The organism is uncultured Sulfitobacter sp. (assembly GCF_947500075.1).
Taxonomy (GTDB): domain Bacteria; phylum Pseudomonadota; class Alphaproteobacteria; order Rhodobacterales; family Rhodobacteraceae; genus Sulfitobacter.
The window spans coordinates 126070-145403 of sequence record NZ_CANMQS010000008.1 but is presented as its reverse complement, the minus strand read 5'-3'; the positions used below and the strand labels follow the sequence as shown (position 1 = coordinate 145403).

19 protein-coding genes are annotated in these 19334 nt (G+C 60.6%); 15 read left to right on the top strand and 4 right to left on the bottom strand.

Annotated elements, in window-relative coordinates:
* Nucleotides 1-37: 37 nt before the first annotated feature.
* The 9 genes from Q1A91_RS20870 to kynU all read left to right on the top strand — a co-directional run bounded on the left by Q1A91_RS20870 (nt 38) and on the right by kynU (nt 9634).
* The gene (locus tag Q1A91_RS20870) at nt 38-2329 is read left to right on the top strand and encodes a bifunctional salicylyl-CoA 5-hydroxylase/oxidoreductase (protein ID WP_299882232.1); all 2292 of its coding nucleotides are present in this window, start codon (nt 38-40) and stop codon (nt 2327-2329) included.
* On the top strand, nt 2326-3045 hold the full coding sequence (locus Q1A91_RS20865; protein ID WP_299882230.1) for an SDR family NAD(P)-dependent oxidoreductase: 720 nt from the start codon (nt 2326-2328) through the stop codon (nt 3043-3045). Before Q1A91_RS20870 ends, Q1A91_RS20865 begins: the two co-directional genes overlap by 4 nt.
* Nucleotides 3042-3515, top strand: coding sequence for a MarR family winged helix-turn-helix transcriptional regulator (locus Q1A91_RS20860; RefSeq protein ID WP_299882228.1), 474 nt, complete (start codon nt 3042-3044; stop codon nt 3513-3515). The genes Q1A91_RS20865 and Q1A91_RS20860 overlap by 4 nt, the downstream gene beginning before the upstream one ends.
* Nucleotides 3508-4308 (top strand): enoyl-CoA hydratase family protein, encoded by an 801-nt coding sequence (locus Q1A91_RS20855; protein ID WP_299882226.1) that lies wholly within the window; start codon nt 3508-3510, stop codon nt 4306-4308. The genes Q1A91_RS20860 and Q1A91_RS20855 overlap by 8 nt, the downstream gene beginning before the upstream one ends.
* 65 nt (nt 4309-4373) lie before the next feature.
* Entirely contained in the window at nt 4374-5519 is a 1146-nt protein-coding gene (locus Q1A91_RS20850) for an acyl-CoA dehydrogenase family protein (protein WP_299882224.1), read from the top strand.
* A 27-nt stretch (nt 5520-5546) separates the two neighbouring features.
* Nucleotides 5547-5996 (top strand): cupin domain-containing protein, encoded by a 450-nt coding sequence (locus Q1A91_RS20845; RefSeq protein WP_299882222.1) that lies wholly within the window; start codon nt 5547-5549, stop codon nt 5994-5996.
* Nucleotides 5997-5999: 3 nt separating this feature from the next.
* Nucleotides 6000-7616 (top strand): AMP-binding protein, encoded by a 1617-nt coding sequence (locus Q1A91_RS20840; protein ID WP_299882220.1) that lies wholly within the window; start codon nt 6000-6002, stop codon nt 7614-7616.
* On the top strand, nt 7616-8443 hold the full coding sequence (locus Q1A91_RS20835) for a tryptophan 2,3-dioxygenase family protein (protein ID WP_299882218.1): 828 nt from the start codon (nt 7616-7618) through the stop codon (nt 8441-8443). The genes Q1A91_RS20840 and Q1A91_RS20835 overlap by 1 nt, the downstream gene beginning before the upstream one ends.
* Nucleotides 8444-9634 (top strand): kynureninase, encoded by a 1191-nt coding sequence (gene kynU, locus Q1A91_RS20830; protein ID WP_299882216.1) that lies wholly within the window; start codon nt 8444-8446, stop codon nt 9632-9634.
* A gap of 142 nt (nt 9635-9776) precedes the next feature.
* Here the strand turns inward: kynU and Q1A91_RS20825 are convergent, their stop codons facing one another.
* Nucleotides 9777-10385 (bottom strand): DUF6434 domain-containing protein, encoded by a 609-nt coding sequence (locus tag Q1A91_RS20825; RefSeq protein ID WP_299882214.1) that lies wholly within the window; start codon nt 10383-10385, stop codon nt 9777-9779.
* 241 nt (nt 10386-10626) lie between these two features.
* On the opposite strand from Q1A91_RS20825, the gene Q1A91_RS20820 reads away from it, so the two are divergent.
* Nucleotides 10627-12030: a 5'-nucleotidase C-terminal domain-containing protein gene (locus tag Q1A91_RS20820; protein ID WP_299882212.1), complete on the top strand. Its 1404-nt coding sequence runs from the start codon at nt 10627-10629 to the stop codon at nt 12028-12030.
* Here Q1A91_RS20820 and Q1A91_RS20815 read toward each other — a convergent pair.
* Entirely contained in the window at nt 12011-13231 is a 1221-nt protein-coding gene (locus tag Q1A91_RS20815) for an FAD-binding domain-containing protein (RefSeq protein ID WP_299882210.1), read from the bottom strand. The genes Q1A91_RS20820 and Q1A91_RS20815 overlap by 20 nt on opposite strands.
* Before the next feature lie 145 nt (nt 13232-13376).
* Here Q1A91_RS20815 and Q1A91_RS20810 point away from each other — a divergent pair, with 145 nt between their 5' ends.
* The 3 genes from Q1A91_RS20810 (at nt 13377) to Q1A91_RS20800 (ending at nt 15854) form a co-directional block, all read left to right on the top strand.
* Nucleotides 13377-14033, top strand: a complete 657-nt coding sequence (locus Q1A91_RS20810) for an ATP-dependent Clp protease proteolytic subunit (protein WP_299882270.1) — start codon at nt 13377-13379, stop codon at nt 14031-14033.
* Between the two features lie 123 nt (nt 14034-14156).
* Complete coding sequence (gene clpX / locus Q1A91_RS20805) at nt 14157-15422, top strand: ATP-dependent Clp protease ATP-binding subunit ClpX (protein ID WP_299882208.1); 1266 nt, start codon at nt 14157-14159, stop codon at nt 15420-15422.
* 69 nt (nt 15423-15491) lie between these two features.
* On the top strand, nt 15492-15854 hold the full coding sequence (locus tag Q1A91_RS20800; RefSeq protein WP_299882206.1) for a RidA family protein: 363 nt from the start codon (nt 15492-15494) through the stop codon (nt 15852-15854).
* A gap of 86 nt (nt 15855-15940) precedes the next feature.
* Here Q1A91_RS20800 and Q1A91_RS20795 read toward each other — a convergent pair whose 3' ends face one another.
* On the bottom strand, nt 15941-17815 hold the full coding sequence (locus Q1A91_RS20795) for an FkbM family methyltransferase (RefSeq protein WP_299882204.1): 1875 nt from the start codon (nt 17813-17815) through the stop codon (nt 15941-15943).
* A gap of 155 nt (nt 17816-17970) precedes the next feature.
* Here Q1A91_RS20795 and Q1A91_RS20790 point away from each other — a divergent pair, with 155 nt between their 5' ends.
* A complete protein-coding gene (locus Q1A91_RS20790; RefSeq protein WP_299882202.1) occupies nt 17971-18354 on the top strand; it encodes an NADH:ubiquinone oxidoreductase subunit NDUFA12 in 384 nt (127 codons plus the stop codon).
* A gap of 10 nt (nt 18355-18364) precedes the next feature.
* Entirely contained in the window at nt 18365-18730 is a 366-nt protein-coding gene (locus Q1A91_RS20785) for a DUF2155 domain-containing protein (protein ID WP_299882201.1), read from the top strand.
* On the opposite strand, the gene aat is transcribed toward Q1A91_RS20785, so the two are convergent.
* On the bottom strand, nt 18694-19329 hold the full coding sequence (gene aat, locus Q1A91_RS20780) for a leucyl/phenylalanyl-tRNA--protein transferase (RefSeq protein WP_299882199.1): 636 nt from the start codon (nt 19327-19329) through the stop codon (nt 18694-18696). The two genes, Q1A91_RS20785 and aat, sit on opposite strands and share 37 nt — an antisense overlap.
* Nucleotides 19330-19334 lie beyond the last annotated feature (5 nt).

The window sequence follows — 19334 nt, the reverse complement described above, 5'->3', positions numbered from 1 at the left end:
CCTTTTCGCCAACCTCATCCGAAAAGGGAGCTTTGAGATGCGTGCGATCTGTTTGGGCGGCGGGCCGGCAGGCCTCTATTTTGCGATCACGATGAAATTGCGCCGACCTGATGCAGATATCACCGTGCTGGAGCGCAACAAGCCTGATGATACCTTCGGCTGGGGTGTGGTGTTGTCGGATGAGACGCTGGACAATCTTGAGGCGAACGACCCGGTTTCGGCGCAGGAAATCCGCAAGCATTTCGCCTATTGGGACGATATGGCGCTGGTCTACAAAGGCACCAAGACGGTCAGTTCCGGCCATGGGTTCTGTGGCATCGGGCGGATGCGGCTGTTGATGATCCTGCAAGCCCGCGCGATTGAGCTGGGGGTGAATGTGCAGTTCGAAACGGAAGTGAAATCTGCCTCCGACTACCAGAAAGACTATGATCTGGTGGTGGCCTGTGACGGTCTGAACTCAAAGACGCGGCTGGAATTTCAGGACACCTTCAAACCTGACATCGACGTGCGCAAATGCCAGTTCATCTGGCTCGGCACGCATCAGAAATTCGACGATGCCTTTACCTTCATCTTCGAGGAAACCGACAAGGGCTGGCTCTGGGTCCATGCCTATCAATTCGATGATGACACTGCGACCTTCATCGTGGAATGCAGCCAGCAGACCTTTGACAACTACGGTTTTGGCGACATCAGCCAGCAGGAAACGATTGCGATCTGCGAGGAGGTCTTCAAGGACCACCTTGGCGGTCATGCGTTGATGACCAACGCCAACCACATCCGCGGCTCTGCCTGGATCAGGTTCCCGCGGGTGCTGTGTGAGAAGTGGCATCATGAGAACGTTGTGCTGCTGGGGGATGCGGCGGCGACCGCTCATTTCTCCATCGGGTCGGGCAGTAAGCTGGCGATGGAATCGGCGATCTCTCTAGCGGATCATGTCTGCGCGGAGGATGACGTGGCCACGGCCTTTGCCAAGTACGAGGACGCGCGGCGTCTGGAAGTGCTGAGGCTGCAATCGGCGGCGCGTAACTCATTGGAATGGTTTGAGGATGTGGAGCGGTATCTGGATCTCGATCCGGTGCAGTTGAACTATTCCATGCTGACGCGGTCGCAGCGGATCAGCCATGAGAACCTGCGCGCGCGGGATGGCAAATGGCTCGAAGGGGCTGAAAAGTGGTTCATGGAGCAGGCGGGTGCAGGGGCCAACGGCCCGGTGCGCGCGCCCATGTTCGCGCCGTTTCAGATGCGCGACATGACGTTGGAGAACCGGATCGTCGTCTCCCCCATGGCGCAGTACAAGGCCGTGGATGGGGCGCCGACGGATTGGCATCTGATCCACTATGGGGAGCGGGCCAAGGGCGGCGCGGGGCTGGTGTATACGGAAATGACGTGCGTTTCTGCTGAGGGCCGCATTACACCGGGGTGTCCGGGGCTTTATGCGCCGGAACATGAAGCGGCGTGGAAGCGGCTGACGGATTTTGTGCATGCGGAGACGGAGGCGAAGATCTGTTGCCAGATCGGCCATGCGGGGCGAAAGGGCTCCACGCGGGTGGGCTGGGAAGGTATGGATCAACCTTTGAAAGAAGGGAATTGGGAGATCGTTTCGGCTTCCGCAATTGCGTGGTCCGATGAGAATGCCACGCCGCGTGAAGCGACGCGGGCGGATATGGACCGCATCCGGGATGAATTCGTGGCGGCGGCGGAAATGGCCGATCGCGCGGGGTTCGACATGATCGAACTGCATGCAGCGCATGGGTATCTGATCTCCAGCTTTATCTCTCCGCTCTCGAACACGCGCGGGGATGAATATGGCGGCAGCCTTGAGAACCGGATGCGCTATCCGTTGGAAGTGTTCCACGCGATGCGCAAGGTCTGGCCTCAGGGCAAGCCGATGTCGGTGCGTATCTCTGCCAATGACTGGGCGGGCGACGACGGTGTGACGCCGGAAGAAGCCGTGCAGATTGCGGCGATGTTTGAAGCGGCGGGGGCAGACATCATTGATGTGTCGGCAGGGCAGACTTCGACGCAGGCCAAGCCGGTCTACGGGCGCATGTTCCAGACGCCGTTTTCGGACCGTATCCGCAATGAAGGCGGGATCAAGACCATGGCTGTGGGCAACATCTATGAAGCCGATCACGTCAATTCGATCCTGATGGCGGGGCGGGCGGATCTGGTCTGTCTGGCCAGGCCCCATCTGGCCGATCCCTATTGGACCTTGCGCGCGGGCGCGGAAATCGGGGATCGTCATGCCAAATGGCCGCTGCCCTATGAGGCGGGCCGGGATCAGGCTTGGCGGCTGGCGGATCGCGCCGCAGAAATGGAGCAGGTATGAGACGTGTATTGGTGACAGGCGGCGGGTCCGGCATTGGCCGGGCCATTGCGCAGGCATTCGCGGATGAGGGGGATGCGGTCACGATCTCGGGTCGGCGCAAAGAGGCGTTGGAGGAAACCAATGGCGGGCGTGGGATGACATGCGTGGCCTGCGACGTGACGGACGAGGCGCAGGTGGCGGCGCTGTTTGGTGAACCTTTTGATGTGGTGATCGCCAACGCAGGGGCAGGCGCGCCGATGAAGATGCGCGATATGCCGCTGGCACAGTGGAACAGCATCATCAATGTGAACCTGACAGGGGTGTTTCTGACCTTCCGCGCGGCTTTGCAGACCATGCAGACGGGCGGGCGTCTGATCGCCATGGCCTCCACCGCCAGTTTGCAGGGTGGGCCGAATATATCGGCCTATGTGGCGTCCAAACATGGGGTGTTGGGGCTGGTGCGGGCGTTGGCCACGGAAGTGGCGCGCGAAGGTATTACCTGCAATGCAGTCTGTCCGGGGTTTGTCGATACGCCGATGGGCGATGCGGCAGCCGAAGGGGTGGCCAAGCGGTTCGGCATCTCGCAGGAGGAAGCCACCGCACGGATCGTTTCGGGCAATCCGATGCGCCGGATGATCCGCCCCGAAGAAGTTGTGGCGGCGGTCAAATTCCTCGCCTCGCCGGAGGCCTCGATGGTCAACGGTCATGCGCTGTCGGTCTCGGGCGGTGAGGTATGACAGCGGCCAAGGACCGTTTGCGGCTGTGGCTGCGGCTCTTGAAAGTCGTGCGCGGCATTGAGACCGAGTTGCGTGAAAAGCTGCGGCGCGATCACAACACCACTCTGCCGCGGTTTGACGTGATGTCGGCGCTGTCGCGCCATCCCGATGGGCTGAAGATGAGCGAACTTTCAGGCGTGTTGCGGGTGTCCAACGGCAATGTCACAGGGATAGCGGATCGGCTGAGCGATGAAGGATTGGTGGAACGTATCGCCGTGCCCGGCGACCGGCGCGCGATGCGTCTGCGGCTTACGGCGGCGGGGCTGGCGGAATTCGCCGATCAGGCCGCGGCCCATGAAACCTGGATCAATGATGTGCTGAGCGGCATCAGCCCCGAAGAGGCCCGCGCCATGGCCGGCCGGTTGCAGGCCTTTGCAGATGCGGCACAGACGGCACAAGAAACAAGACAGAAGGACAGCGCAGATGCGTGAGGATACACAACATTTTCTATGTGAGATCGAGGACCGGATTGCCACCGTTCGGCTGGACCGCCCCGACCGCAAGAACCCGCTGACTTTCGACAGCTATGCAGAGCTGCGCGACTGGTTCCGTGATCTGGTCTATGCCGATGACGTGGATGTGGTGATCTTTGCCTCCAACGGCGGCAACTTCAGCTCTGGCGGGGATGTGCATGATATCATTGGGCCTTTGACCCGGATGAACATGAAGGAACTACTAAGTTTCACCCGCATGACCGGCGATCTGGTCAAGGCGATTGTGAACTGCGGCAAGCCGGTGATTGCAGCCGTTGACGGGATTTGCGTAGGCGCAGGGGCGATTATCGCCATGGCGTCGGATTTGCGGGTGGCAACACCGGAGGCGAAGACCGCGTTCTTGTTCACCCGCGTGGGTCTGGCAGGCTGCGACATGGGCGCATGCGCGATCCTGCCACGCATCATCGGCCAGACGCGGGCGGCGGAGCTTTTGTACACGGGCCGGTCGATGTCGGCGGAGGAAGGAGAAAGATGGGGCTTCTTCAACCGGTTGGTTTCATCAGCCGATCTGGACGCGGACGCTTTGAAGCTGGCCCGGCAGATCAAGGCGGGGCCGAACTTTGCCCATATGATGACCAAGACGATGCTGGCGCAGGAATGGTCGATGTCGATTGAGCAGGCCATTGAAGCCGAGGCGCAGGCGCAGGCGATCTGTATGCAGACGGGCGATTTCGAACGGGCGTACAAGGCGTTTGTGGCCAAGGAACGGCCTGTGTTCGAAGGCGACTGAGGGATAAGAGATTTTAGGCCTCTGGCAGGGTTTTTTGAACCATTTGGAAGGGGCGGGGAGCGCAGATGAGTGATCGTAGTTTTTTGGATTGGCCGTTTTTTGACGCGCGGCATCGGGAATTGGCGGATGCGCTGGATGAATGGGCGTCCGGGCAGTTGGGGGCGGTGGATCACGCGGATGTAGATGTGGCCTGTCGGTCCCTGGTGTCGATGATGGGCAAGGGCGGGTGGCTGCGCCATTCGGGGGCACAGGGGGATGAGGTGCTGGATGTACGCTCCCTTTGTCTGATCCGGGAGACATTGGCGCGCCATGATGGGTTGGCGGATTTTGCCTTTGCCATGCAGGGGTTGGGCACAGGGGCGATTTCGTTGTTCGGCACAGCGGAGCAGCAGGCGGAATGGTTGCCGCGCACCCGGTCGGGAGAGGCGATTTCGGCTTTTGCCTTGACGGAGCCGCAGTCGGGGTCGGATGTGGCCAGTTCCACCATGACCGCTGAAGCGGATGGCAACGGGTTTGTGCTGAATGGGCGCAAGACGTGGATTTCGAATGGCGGGATTGCGGATGTTTACACTGTCTTTGCGCGTACGGGCGAGGCACCGGGGGCCAAGGGGCTGTCGGCCTTTGTGGTGCCGGCCGACACGCCGGGGTTGAAGGTCGAGGAACGCCTGGAGGTGATGGCACCGCATCCGCTGGCGACATTGCATTTTGATGGCGTCAAAGTGCCGGGCTCGGCTTTGATCGGGGAAGCCGGGCGCGGGTTTGGCATCGCGATGTCGGTGTTAGATGTGTTTCGCTCCACCGTGGCGGCGGCAGCATTGGGTTTTGCGCGGCGCGCGTTGGATGAAGCGGTGGCGCGGGTCAAGGTGCGGCATGTGCAGGGGGCGCCGCTGGCGGATCTGCAGATGGTGCAGGGGCATATCGCGGATATGGCACTGGATGTGGATGCCAGCGCTTTGCTGGTCTACCGCGCGGCCTGGGCCAAGGATGCAGGCGCGCCAAGGGTGACGCGGGAAGCGGCGATGGCGAAGCTGTTTGCAACGGACCACGCGCAGCAGGTGATTGATAAGGCTGTGCAATTATTTGGCGGCGACGGTGTGCGGCAGGGGGTGGTTGTCGAAAGCCTCTACCGTGAAATCCGGGCGCTGCGCATTTACGAGGGCGCATCAGACGTCCAGCGGGTGGTGATCGCCCGTCAAACCCTGGGGGCATGAGCCCCTTCCAACGTGAGGAGACGAAACATGTCAGATCTTGAAAAAGGCATTACCGAAAACGGCGCCGGGTACGAAGGTGTGGAGTGGAACATTCTGGGGCAGCGGTATTTCCCCAAAGTGATCTGTGACACCTCCTTTGCGTTTGAGACCAATGCCAACCCCGGTGACGCCGTACCGGTGCATGTGCACCATACGCAGGATGAATTCATCCTTGTTCAGGAAGGGGAGCTGGACCTGAAGCTGGACGGTGTGTGGAGCAAGGCCTATCCGGGGGATGTGGTGCGGATGCCCAAGGGTATTCCCCATGGGTATTTCAACAAATCCGACAAACCCTGCCGGGCGCTGTTCTGGGTGTCGCCGATGGGCAAGCTGAAAGACCTGTTTGAGCAGTTGGATGATCTGAGCGATGTCGAGGAAGCGGTGCGTATCTCCGCCGAGCATGACGTCGATTTCCTGCCACCCGAAGCAAACGAATAACACATGTTCAGTCGCAGCGCCCATACCGATACATTCTCCCGTGATAACCTGCCGCCTGTGGCGGAATGGCCGGACTTGCTGTTGGAAGGGTTTGACTATCCCGATCGATTGAACGTCGGGGCGGAACTCACGGACAAGATGGTTGAAAAGGGGTTTGGGGATCATACCGCCCTGATCGGCAATGGGCGCAGGCGGACTTACAAGGAGCTGGCTGACTGGACCAATCGGTTGGCGGCGGCAATGGTCGAGGACCTTGGGCTGAAGCCCGGTAATCGGGTGCTGATCCGGTCCGCGAACAATCCTGCGATGGTGGCGTGTTGGCTGGCGGCGACCAAGGCGGGCGCTGTGGTGGTCAACACCATGCCGATGCTGCGGGCGGGTGAACTGGCTGCCATTGTCGACAAGGCTGAGATCAGCCATGCGCTGTGTGATACGCGGTTGATGGATGAGATGACGTCTTGTGCGAAGAGGTCAAAGTTCCTCAAGACGGTGGTGGGATTTGACGGCACGTCGAACCATGATGCGGAACTCGACCGGCTTGCCTTGGAAAAGCCCGTGCAGTTTGACTGCGTTGCGACGGCGCAGGATGATGTGGCGCTCTTGGGCTTCACCTCAGGCACAACGGGCGATCCCAAGGCGACGATGCACTTTCACCGCGATCTGCTGATCATCGCGGATGGTTACGCCAAGGAAGTGCTGGGTGTTGTGCCGGAGGATGTGTTTGTCGGCTCCCCACCGCTGGCCTTTACCTTTGGACTGGGCGGATTGGCGATCTTTCCCTTGCGGTTTGGGGCGGCGGCGACCTTGTTGGAGACCGCAAGCCCGCCCAACATGATTGAGATCATTGAGAAATTCAAAGCGACGGTGTGTTTCACGGCCCCCACCGCCTATCGCGCGATGTTGCAGGCGATGGAGGAGGGGGCGGATCTGAGTTCGCTGCGCGCAGCGGTCAGCGCGGGGGAAACATTGCCTGCACCCGTCTATCACGACTGGCAGGAGAAGACGGGCAAGCCGATGCTGGACGGGATCGGCGCGACGGAGATGCTGCATATCTTCATCTCCAACCGCTTTGACGATCACCGCGCGGCCTGCACCGGGCGGCCTGTGACCGGCTATGAAGCGAAGGTCATCGGGGAGGACGGTGCAGAGGTGCCGCACGGAGAGGTTGGACGGCTGGCGGTACGGGGGCCGACGGGGTGCAGATACCTCGCCGATGACCGGCAGAGTGTCTACGTGAAGGACGGCTGGAACATCACCGGGGACAGCTTCACCATGGACGCGGATGGCTACCTGCATTTCGCGGCGCGCAATGACGATATGATCATCTCTGCCGGCTACAACATCGCGGGGCCGGAGGTGGAAGCGGCGTTGCTGTCGCATCCGGCGGTGAGCGAGTGCGGTGTTGTGGGCGCGCCCGATGAAGCGCGCGGCGCGATTGTGCAGGCGCATGTGGTGCTGGCGGATGGGTTTGCGGGAGATGATAGCATGATCAAGGACTTGCAGGACCATGTGAAGGCGACCATCGCGCCCTATAAGTATCCCCGAGATGTGCGGTTCATTGATGAACTGCCAAAGACACAGACGGGAAAGATACAGCGTTTTGCATTGAGGGATACGTGATGAGTACCTTTGATCAGGCTTCGGAAGGGGCGAAAATGGATTTCGCCGGGGACATGTCCTACGGTGATTATCTGGGGCTGGAGGCGATCCTGTCGTCGCAGCATCCGCTGAGCTCTGCCCATGATGAGATGTTGTTTATTGTGCAGCATCAGACCTCCGAGCTTTGGATGCGGTTGGCGATCCACGAATTGGAAGCCGCGCGCAAGGTGATGCTGGAGGGGAACCTGCAACCTGCGTTCAAGATGTTGACGCGGGTGGCGCGGATCTTTGAGCAGCTGAATTCAGCGTGGGATGTGCTGCGCACCATGACGCCGAGCGAATATACCGCATTCAGGCCGTCGCTGGGGAATTCCTCGGGGTTTCAGTCGCATCAGTATCGGCAGGTGGAATACCTGTTGGGCAACCGGATTGGCGCGCTGATGAAGCTGCATAAGCACAAGCCTGTCGCCTATGACGTGCTCAAGAAGGAATTGGAGCAGCCGAGCCTCTATCAAGTGGCCATTGGGATTACCTGTGATGCCTTGGGCGTTGCGTCCCTTGCGGGGCCGCCTGGCACGGACAGTTGGAAAGCGGACCCGGCGGTGCAGGATCTGTGGCAGAAGGTCTATGAAGCGCCCGAAGCGCATTGGGCGCTCTATGAGTTGGCTGAAAAGTTGGTCGATCTGGAGGATTACTTCCGGCGCTGGCGGTTCAACCACGTCACCACGGTGGAGCGGATCATCGGTTTCAAACGCGGCACCGGCGGCACAAGCGGGGTTGCCTACCTGCGCAGGATGCTGGAAGTGGAGCTGTTTCCCGAGTTGTGGCACGTCAGAGGAGCGCTGTAAGTGGCTGACATATTGAAGAAAGATCAGTTCATCTTGCCGGAAGGCGTGGTGTATCTGGATGGCAATTCGCTGGGTCCGATGCCCAAGACCGTGCCGCAGCGGATGCAGGGTGTGGTCACGGATGAATGGGCGCAACTTCTGATCGGTGGCTGGAACAAGGCAGGCTGGATGGAGATGCCTGCGCGGGTGGGCGATGCTGTGGGGCGTCTGATTGGCGCGCCCAATGGATCGGTCGTGATGGGCGACACGCTGTCGATCAAGGTCTATCAGGCGTTGGCGTCCGGCGTGAAGCTGCGGCCAGACCGTCGCGTGATCCTGAGTGATACCGGCAACTTTCCCAGCGATCTCTATATCGCGGAAGGTTTGGTGGGGCTGCTGGGGCAGGGGTATGAGCTGCGCACCGTGGCACCAGAAGACGTGGCCGAGGCGATCAGCGATGACATCGCCGTGGTGATGCTGACGGAGGTGGATTACCGCACGGGCCGCAAACACGACATGAAGACGATTACAGAGATGGCCCATGCCGCAGGGGCTGTGATGGTCTGGGATCTGGCCCATTCAGCGGGCGCCTTGCCCGTTGATCTGGCTGCGTCCAATTGCGAATTTGCAGTGGGATGCACGTATAAATACCTCAACAGCGGGCCGGGCGGGCCTGCGTTCATCTACGTGCGGCCGGATCTGGCGGATGGGGTTGAGCCTGCATTGGCCGGGTGGCTGGGCCATGCGCGGCCGTTTGATTTTGATCTGAACTACACCCCCGGCGCTGGGATTGAGCGGATGCGGGTGGGCACGCCGCCTGTGCTGCAACTGGCCGCGCTTGAGGAGTCGATGAAGCTTTGGAAAGACGTGGATATGCACGCTCTGCGCGCCGCGTCCATCGCTTTGCAGGAACAGTTCATAGCGGAAGTGGAGGCGGCTGTGCCTGCGCTGACGCTGGCCAGTCCGCGCGATGCGACTGTGCGCGGCTCTCAGGTGTCGTTCCGGTTTGAACATGGCTATGCCGCGATGCAGGCGGTGATTGCGCGCGGTGTTGTGGGGGATTTCCGGGCGCCGGATATTATGCGCTTTGGGTTTACGCCACTCTATATCGACGCGGCGGATGTGACACGGGCGGTGGGGATCATCGCGGATGTGATGAACAACGATTTGTGGGATGATGATCAGTACAAAGTGCGCGCCCGCGTGACGTGATGTCAGGTTCCTGTGCAACTTCGGGTTGCTCGATTGCGGGGCACCTTTCCGCGATCTTTCTAAACTGCCGGGCGTGGCAGGAATAGGTCGCCACCGCAGGTGTCTGGCCTCGGACCACTTGCGCGCCTTGTTGCGCAGATGACTATGCTTTCAGATCTAGATCGGATCGGTCGTAGCGATGACGGCCATCTTCCGATGGCAGACTGCGCTTGAGTGCCCAGAAATGCCGGACCTCTGGCATGCCCATGTCAGGATTGTCGGCCAAAAAATCGCGGGTGTATTGGTTGAACTGATTATGGTGTGCAATGTCGCTCTGCGCGCCCGGTGCTTTGGCAGCGGCGGTCAGACGGTGATATTCCGCCACGGCATCGCTCAGCGTTTTGCCGGTATTGGCTTTGATCCACGCCATGAAGGCCCTGTTGAACTTGAACTGCGCCCCCACTTCGGACTTGAAAAAACGCCGCACATTCTGGGAGTTGCGATAGCTGTCGGTGATGACGGTCTCCGGTGTGAGCGGTTCGGAATGCCAGTCGAACCTCGACGTGCTGCGCGGTTGGGTGTCGCCGGGCAGGCGTGTCTCTCCGGTGTCCAGAAAATGGGCGATGCGGTCAAGCTGGGTGAACTTCGCGCCTGTGATCTTGAGACCACGGCGGCGACATTCGGCTTCAAGCTCTGCCTTGGTCCAGTACCACCGCCGCAATGCCGCGCTGCTGGTGATCGTCTCAATCGGGGGGCGGGTTTCGGTCTGCATGGGGTGTAAGATGTGTGGAAACCCTCCCCAGTCAAGAATATGGCCCCGCTTGGATAAGGCGGGGCCGAAAATTCTGAAAAAAGAGTGTATGGATTGGGTGGGTATCGAGCCACCCACTTCCCCGGTAATGTCAGCCGGAGAAGAGATGCTGCCGTTTTGACCATCAAATCGGGCGCTCATATGGCAGGATGAAGGTTTCTGCGCGACAACGCATGGTTGTCTTTGAGGGAGGGCATGAGGCATGGCAATCCGGGACAGGCGCTCACTGACGCGGCGCCGCGTTTTGCAGCAAGGCCTGGCGGCTGCTGTGGCTGGGGTGGTGCCTGCGTTTGCACGGGCGCAGGATCGCTATGATCAGCAGCATTTGCTGGATTTTGCCCCTGTGGGCAACGTCACGCTGATCCATGTGGGCGACTTCCTTGGCCAGGTCCACCCACACCTCATGCGCCCCTCCGCCCAGAAGATTGCGCGCACAGGTGAACGGCATTTGCCGGAATACCTGACGGATGAGTTGCTGCGCATTCGTTTCGGTGTCGGAGGGCGGCAGCCCATGGACTACGCCCTGACCGCTGCGCATTTTGAAGAAGATGCGGCGGCTTACGGGCCGATGGGCGGGATCGGGCATGTCAAAACGGTGGTGGAGGCCATCCGCGCCCGCAGGCCCGGTGCGGTTCTGATTGCCGGTGAGGGGGCAGAGAGATTGTCACCGCTTGAAATGACGACACCTGTGCAGGTGATCCGACCGCAAAAAGTCCCGCTCGCCGTGATTGACCTGATGGACCGCGACGCGCTGTCGGATCAGGTGGTGCAGGCACGTGCAGAGGCGGCAGTGGTAGTCTGTCGCTCCGCCCTTGGCATGGCGGCGAACCGGCAGATCGCGTGGGATGTTCCGGGCATTGATCTGATCCTGTGCCACGGCGATGCACCTGCGTTTCCGGAAGTTGTGCGGGTGCAGGGTACTGCCCTGATCGCTTCGGGCACGCAGGGGCGGTTCGTGACGCGGATTGATCTGGATGTGCAGGAGGGGAAACTGGCCGGTATGGCGCACCGTTTGATCCCGGTCTTTGGCGATTTGCTTGCCGCGTCCGTCGTACCGGACGTCGTCGCGGCGGACACTACGAAACTGGGCGATGCCCCGCATCTGCTCTACCGCCGTGGTGCCTTGTCCAGCACTTGGGATGATCTGATCTGCGGCGCGATGCGGCAGGCCACGGGGGCGCAGATTGCGCTGGTGGGGGGTATGCAGCATGGGGTGAGCGTCCTTCCCGGCGCGCCCGTCACCCGCGCTGCGGTGGCGTCCGTGCTCTGGGGCCAGCCGGGTGAGGCGCGCAAGAGGAGGATGTCGGGTGCCGAAGTGGCGCAGGTTTTGCAGGACGCGGCAGAGGCCGTTTTTCATGCCGATCCCTATCAACGGCACAAGGCTGCGATGATGCGCGGGCAGGGGATAACATTTGGCGTGGACCCTGATGCGGCGGAGGGACAGAAGGTCAGCGGCCTGATGCTGGCAGACGGCACATCACTTGATCCCGCTGGGCGCTATGATGTGGTGACATGGGGCGCGGGGGCGTGGGGTGAGCCGGTCTCTGATGTCGCTGCGATGATCGAGGATTACCTCTCAGCAGGTCTCACCCCGCAGCCAGACTGAACGTGCCTTGGCCGCGCACAAAGCGATTCACCAGATCGGGGATATGCTTGCGGAAGGGGAAGAAGCCTTTGGTGGCGAGGGGCCAAGCGGCCTCTTCAAAGTCCCGACGGCGCTGGTTGAGCGGCAGCGCATCGGGGCGCGCGCGGTAGGCTTGCAGCACATCCTGCACGGGACCGACAGGCGCATAGGGCGTAACAATCTGATCCAGCTGGTGTTTTTGCGCCCACAGGGCGATCCCTTCCGCGCTGTCCATGACGCTCAGGTCTGGCGCGCGGTCGCGTGCTGCGGCGCGGCGGAAGGCAGCAACATGCGGAGCCATCTGCCAGGGACTGTGGCCTTGCGTGGCGTCGAGATACCCGAAGGTGAGAGGGGGCATGTCATTGATCCGCAAAGGGGCCGGATCACAGTCATCGCCGTGCAGCAGAACCCCATGCCGGGCCACAAGGGGCAGGGGCGCCGCTGGCGGGAGCAGGCCTGCGGCAGGGTTGGGCGGGTAGGCTATTGCCGGGGCGTCGCTGGCCAGACCGGGCACGGATGTAAACCGGCCGTCGGTGAACTTGGCAATGTTGCTTTCAGTGGCGAGGTAGGTTTTGCCAACCGTCTGGATACCCGCAACCCACCGCCAGCTGAGCGTGTTCACTGCCGCGTCCCCATCCAGCAGGTGGCGCAGAAAGAAATCCGCGCCCAATTGCCACGGCAGTTTCAGCGTGAAGATCCAGATGGAGGCGAACCACATGCGCGCGTGATTGTGCAGATATCCGGTCTGCGTCAGTTCCTTTGCCCAACCGTCAAACGGCGCGATGCCCGTCCGGCCCAGACAGGCGTCTTCCCACCTTTGCCGCAGGCCGGATTGGGTCTGCACTTCATCCGCCAGGCGGTTGAGGTCGGCCCGATACATCTGCCAAACAGCGGGGCGCAGTTCCATCCAGCCCTTCCAATAGGTGCGCCAGAACACTTCCGACAGGAACTTGTCAGCATCTGCCGCGCGGTGGTGGTCCAGCGCCGCGCGGGCCACTTCCGGCTCGGTCAGCAGGCGCGCGCGGATGTAGGGGGACAGGGTCGACACCGCCTCATGTCGGCCTGCGCCGAAATCGACGTTGCGACCCTTGGCGTATTGCCCGGCGGTTTTGGGGGCAAATGCCTCAAGACGGGTCAAGGCAGCGGCGCGTGTGGGCGGGAAATGTTCAGGGATGTCAGCCATGCGGGGCAGGTAGACCGGGCATGGCCAAGATCAAGATCGCACATCTGCGTGCCGTCCCCCTCTTGAACCCCCCGAACGCCACGACTAATCTTTGGTCAAGAGTTTTGCGGGTATGGTCCTGCAAACCAGGATACAGGCAGGCAATATGCACGACATCATCGACACCTACACCAACAACCTCGTTCCCATGGTTGTTGAACAGACCAGCCGTGGCGAACGCGCCTACGACATTTTCTCCCGCCTGCTGAAGGAGCGGATCATTTTCGTCAATGGCCCGATCCATGACGGCATGAGCCAGCTGATCGTGGCGCAGCTTCTGCACCTTGAGGCGGAAAACCCGTCCAAGGAAATCTCCATGTATATCAACAGCCCCGGTGGTGTTGTGACCTCTGGCCTGTCGATCTACGACACGATGCAGTACATCCGGCCCAAGGTCTCCACGCTCGTGATCGGGCAGGCGGCATCGATGGGGTCGATCCTGACGGTGGGTGGCGAAAAGGGCATGCGGTTCTCCCTGCCGAACTCCCGCATCATGGTGCACCAGCCGTCGGGTGGCTATCAGGGTCAGGCCAGCGACATCATGATCCATGCGCAGGAAACCCAGAAGATCAAAGACAAACTGATCGAGATTTACGTCAAGCACACGGGCCAGACGGCCAAAGCGGTGGAGAAGGCGCTGGATCGCGACAACTTCATGTCGCCTGAAGAAGCCAAGGATTGGGGCCACATCGACGAAATCGTCGAAAGCCGTGGCAAAGAAGATGATCCGGATGCACCCAGCAAGGGCAAGGATGACAGCTGATCTGGGAACAGATCTGTGACGATTTAGCGATTGTAGCGAAGCAGGTGCTGGCCTAGGATATGCGCAGGGATGCGGTGCGTCCCTGCGGGGCGTTGGTTTAAGTGCGAACCTGAAAGGGTTAAGATGGCGAATTCTTCTGGTGGTGACAGCAAAAACACCCTCTATTGCAGCTTCTGTGGCAAGAGCCAGCATGAGGTGCGTAAGCTGATTGCGGGCCCAACGGTGTTCATCTGTGATGAATGTGTTGAGCTGTGCATGGACATCATCCGGGAGGAGACGAAAGCCTCCGGCCTGAAAGCCACGGATGGGGTGCCCACACCCAAGGATATCTGCGGCGTGCTGGATGACTACGTGATTGGTCAGGCCATGGCCAAGCGGGTGCTGTCCGTGGCGGTGCACAACCATTACAAACGCCTCAACCACGCCCAGAAGGGCGGGGATATCGAACTGGCGAAATCCAACATCCTGCTGATCGGCCCAACGGGCTGCGGCAAGACGTTGCTGGCGCAAACGCTCGCGCGCATTCTGGATGTGCCGTTTACGATGGCGGATGCCACGACGCTCACCGAAGCGGGCTATGTCGGGGAAGATGTTGAAAACATCATCCTCAAGCTGCTGCAATCCTCCGAATACAATGTCGAACGCGCGCAGCGCGGCATCGTCTACATTGACGAGGTCGACAAGATCACCCGCAAATCCGAGAATCCTTCGATCACCCGCGACGTATCTGGCGAAGGCGTGCAGCAGGCGCTGCTCAAGCTGATGGAAGGCACGGTTGCGTCTGTGCCGCCACAGGGCGGGCGCAAACATCCACAGCAGGAATTCCTGCAAGTCGACACCACAAACATCCTGTTCATCTGTGGCGGTGCCTTTGCGGGCCTCGACAAGATCATCGCGCAGCGGGGCAAGGGCTCTGCCATGGGCTTTGGCGCGGATGTGCGGGACAACGATGAACGCGGCGTGGGAGAGATCTTTACCGATCTGGAGCCTGAAGATCTGCTGAAATTCGGTCTGATCCCGGAATTCGTGGGCCGTCTGCCCGTTCTGGCAACGCTGGAAGATCTGGACGAAGATGCGCTGGTTACCATCCTGACGGAGCCGAAGAACGCGCTGGTCAAGCAATACCAGCGCCTGTTTGAGCTGGAAGAGACGCAGTTGACCTTCACCGAAGATGCGCTCAGCGCGATTGCCAAGCGGGCAATCGAGCGCAAGACCGGTGCGCGTGGCCTGCGGTCCATTCTGGAAGATATCTTGCTGGATACGATGTTCGAACTGCCGGGGCTGGATTCGGTGAGCGAGGTTGTCGTGAACGAAGAGGCGGTGAATTCTGATGCCGCGCCTTTGATGATCCACGCCGAAAAGGAAAAAGAGCCTGCCTCCGCAGGGTAAACCCTGATGGGTGACTGTTTCAAAGGCGGGCCTTCAGGGGTCCGCCTTTTTTATTGAGAAGGAAAGACCATGACCATCAAACGCATCCATTCCGGCGGGGAATTTGAGAAGAAACTTGGATACTGCCGCGCTGTTGTTGCGGGCGGCTTTGTCCATGTTGCAGGCACAGTGGGTCAGGGTGACGATGTCGTGGCGCAGTGTAAATCGGCCCTTGGGATCATTGATGCGGCGTTGACGAAGGCGGGCGCAAGCATGGCTGATGTGGTCCGGGTGACCTATATGTTGCCAGACCGGGCAGAGTTTGAGCCCTGTATTCCGCATCTGGAAGGCGCATTTGGCGCGCATCCACCAGCGGCGACAATGATCGAATGCGGGCTGCTGCGCCCCGAAATGCGGATCGAGATTGAGGTGACGGCCTTGATGCCAGCGTAACATGGCTGTTCAGGGCGCGTTACAGCGCCTTGAACAGCAGTGTTGGCAATTGGGCTGGCGGGTCGAAGCCGCCGTTCATACGCAGATCAGGCCGGTTCGGCTTCGACTTCGACAAAGTTCTTGCCGAGCCGTTTTTTCACATCGTCCGCGCTGAGTGCTTTCCACTTTGTCTTTGCGGATTTGATGAAACCGGCGGCCGTCAGTTCCTGTTCCAGCGCGGGCATGTCCAATTCCCCCATCCACATGCGGGGTTTTGCGTCTTCGGCGGGTTTCCAGGACCGGGCGAGTGTTGTGATCACCTCCGGTGCCTTGCCCGAAAAACTCTCCACATGACGGATCAATTGCTGTGTCGCGCCAGAGGGGCGGCGCACCACCATGCCGATCTGCGTCTTGGGGCTGGCCACCATGGCCAGCAGATGCAGCGCGGAACCTTCGGCAGCGAGGATCTGTTTCGCGGCCTTGTAGGTTGCAATCTGGCTGGTCAGATCGTGCTTTTGCGGGTGATAGATGGTGTAGCCCTGGCGGATCAGGTTCTCTTCCAACTCCGCTTCGCCCACCAGTGTCCCGCGTCCCGCAGGCAGTTTGCTGCGGCTGATATAGAGTTTCTCCGGTCCGTCCGCCTTGACCTTCTTGGCAAAACGCTTGGAAATCGCCTTGCGATAGCTGTCGGTGCCGGAGACCATTTTGCCCAAGCCAACACCCTGTCCCGGGACAATCAACCGTTCAACCCGCTCTGGCTTGTCGACGCAGATCACGGGCACTTCCGTACCCATAAGCGTGGCGAACTCCCGATGTATATCAAGCACTTCGTCGCCATTCCGGGGGCGTTTGGGGATATAGAGGATGCCGTCGATCTTGTCCTTGATCTGGTTCAGCGCCCAGAGGCGTGAGGTGCTCTCAACAAGGAAATGGCCAAAGTGCATCCACAGCACACCCGCCCAGAGCCATGTCCCCTTGCGCAGGGGCAAATCCCCCTCGGGCATGGCGGGTTTGGTGGTCAGGGAGCGGCCATTGCGCCACAGCGCACCGTTGGCCAGATAGCTGCCATCGGCGTGCAGCAGCCCTGCGCGCTGGACAAATCCCGTCTCCACCGGGGGCACGATGACCACGTCGTCGGCCTTCTCAATGCTCTCCGTCCAGCCGCCATCGGGGTGCGGCGGTTGCAGGTTGGGATCAAAGGTGCAGGTCCAGATATGGCGGGTGCACAGATGCGGCACCTGGGTGAACCCCGCACGGGCGAGGATGGATTTGCATTCGCGCATGCCTTCCTTGCCGTAGGCGTTGGGGTGGAATTCGATCACAATGGCGCGCACGCCTTCAAGGCTGGCATGGCGCAGGAAATCCAGCTCACCCCCTTCGATGTCCATCAGCAGCACGGTGGGTTTGAAATCGCGGTGCACATCGGCGTAACTGGCGACCTTTACATCTACCTTGGTGGTGTGGCGATGTTCCGCTTCGATCAAGGATGAGCCGAGGTAGGAATTGCGGATGTGAAACGGCATCGTCTGAGGGGCATCCGGCGCGCTGATCAGCACTTCGTTGCGGACTTCGATCTTCTTGCCAAGACGGTTCATCTTGTACAAGGCATTGATATGGGGGATCAAATTCGGGTTGGCTTCAAAGGACATGACCTTGGCAGGTTTGCCATTCTTGCAGGCCACAGCGCCAACAATGCCCAGACCCGCGCCCAGTTCCAGCACATGGTCACCGGGTTGGACCACTTCCAGAGCGCCGGCAATTTCCTGTCCCTCATAGCGCGCCAGATTGATGCGATTGGCCCGTTCGGGGGTCATCATCGGGCTGTCCGGTACCTTCACCCCATGGCACACCGCTGCCGGTTCGACCTTGGACGCGCTTGCGGTCCTGGACTTTGCCACCGCCTTGGGCGCTGTTTTGGCCTTGGTCGTGGATTTGGTTTTCGACGCCGCTTTGGGCTTTGATTTGGTTGTGCTGCTCGCCATCGGGTATTCTCCCTGCTTTTGTGCATAGTATCGTGCAAGGGTCTTAACGCCAAGTAAGTAAGCGGGGATCCGTCATCGGGAGTCTTTGCGGCAACACCTGCTGGACCCAGGTGACGCGATGGTGCATAACGCATCCAACCACAGGCGGAGAGATCATGGGCATTCTCAACACAATTTTCCGGGCGCTGACATGGTGGGAGCGGGGCACGCTCAACACCCAGTTTTTCACGTGGCGCAAGGGGCAGAAGGTCGGTGAGGATGATCAGGGGAACATCTATTACCGCAACGCCGATGACAGCCGCCGCTGGGTGATGTTCAACGGGGAAATGGAAGCCTCCCGCGTCAGCCCCGACTGGCACGGATGGCTGCACCGCACCTGGGATGAGCCGCCGACGGAAAAGCCGCTCAAACGCAAGGATTGGGAAAAGCCCCATGTGGAAAACCTGACCGGCACCATGCGCGCCTATGCGCCTGCGGGCTCCCTCCGGCAGGCCGCACCCGAAAAGCGCGGCGACTATGAGGCATGGAGCCCCGAATAGGGCTGACGCGATGACACGCCGTTTTCTGAGCATTCTGATCAGCGCCCTGGTCTGCGCGGCGCCCGTCGCGGCGCAGGACGTGGCAAGCGCCTCTGGCGCGATTCTGCGCGTTCTGGACAAGACATCTGGGGATGCGAAGGACCTTGAGGTGCAGCGCGGGCAGATGGTGCGGGAGGGGCGGTTGCAGATCGCGATGCAGGACTGCCGCTATCCGGCGGGCAACCCGTCTGGCAACGCCTATGCGGCCCTTGAGATCAGCGAAGTGGACAAGGACGGCCTGCTGTTCTCAGGCTGGATGATCGCTTCAAGCCCGGCACTGTCCGCGCTGGAGCATCAGCGCTACGATGTCTGGGTCATCCGCTGCACCACGTCCTGAAGCGTTGGCACTTCGGGGCGGATAAAATGCGCCTCACGGGCCATCGCATGCTCCAGCCGCCCGTGGTACTGACTGCGCGTGATCTCCACCCCGCCGAGGGAGGCGAGGTGATCGGTCAGAAACTGCGTGTCAAACAGCGTGTACCCTGCGTGCCTCAGGCGATCGACAAGGGCGGCCATCGCCATTTTTGACGCGTTGGTACGGCGCGAAAACATGCTTTCCCCGAAGAATGCAGCGCCCAGTGTGACGCCATAGACGCCACCGACCAGCGTATCCTCCTCCCACAGCTCCATTGAATGGGCATGGCCGCGTTCGTGCAGGATGCTGTAAAGGTTTGATATTTCTGCGTTGATCCAGGTCTCTACCCGATCTGCGCAGGCGGCGACCACGCCATCGAAGTCGCGGTTGATGGCCAGTGTGAAAGAACTGCGCCGCATCGCCTTGATCAGGGAACGCGACAGATGGAACCCCTCAAGCGGCATCACGCCACGGCGTTTTGGATCGACCCAGAAAACACTGGGATCATCGCGGTGTTCGGCCATGGGAAAGATCCCCATACCGTAAGCCCGCAGCAAGATCTCCGGCGTGAGCTCGGACATGCCGG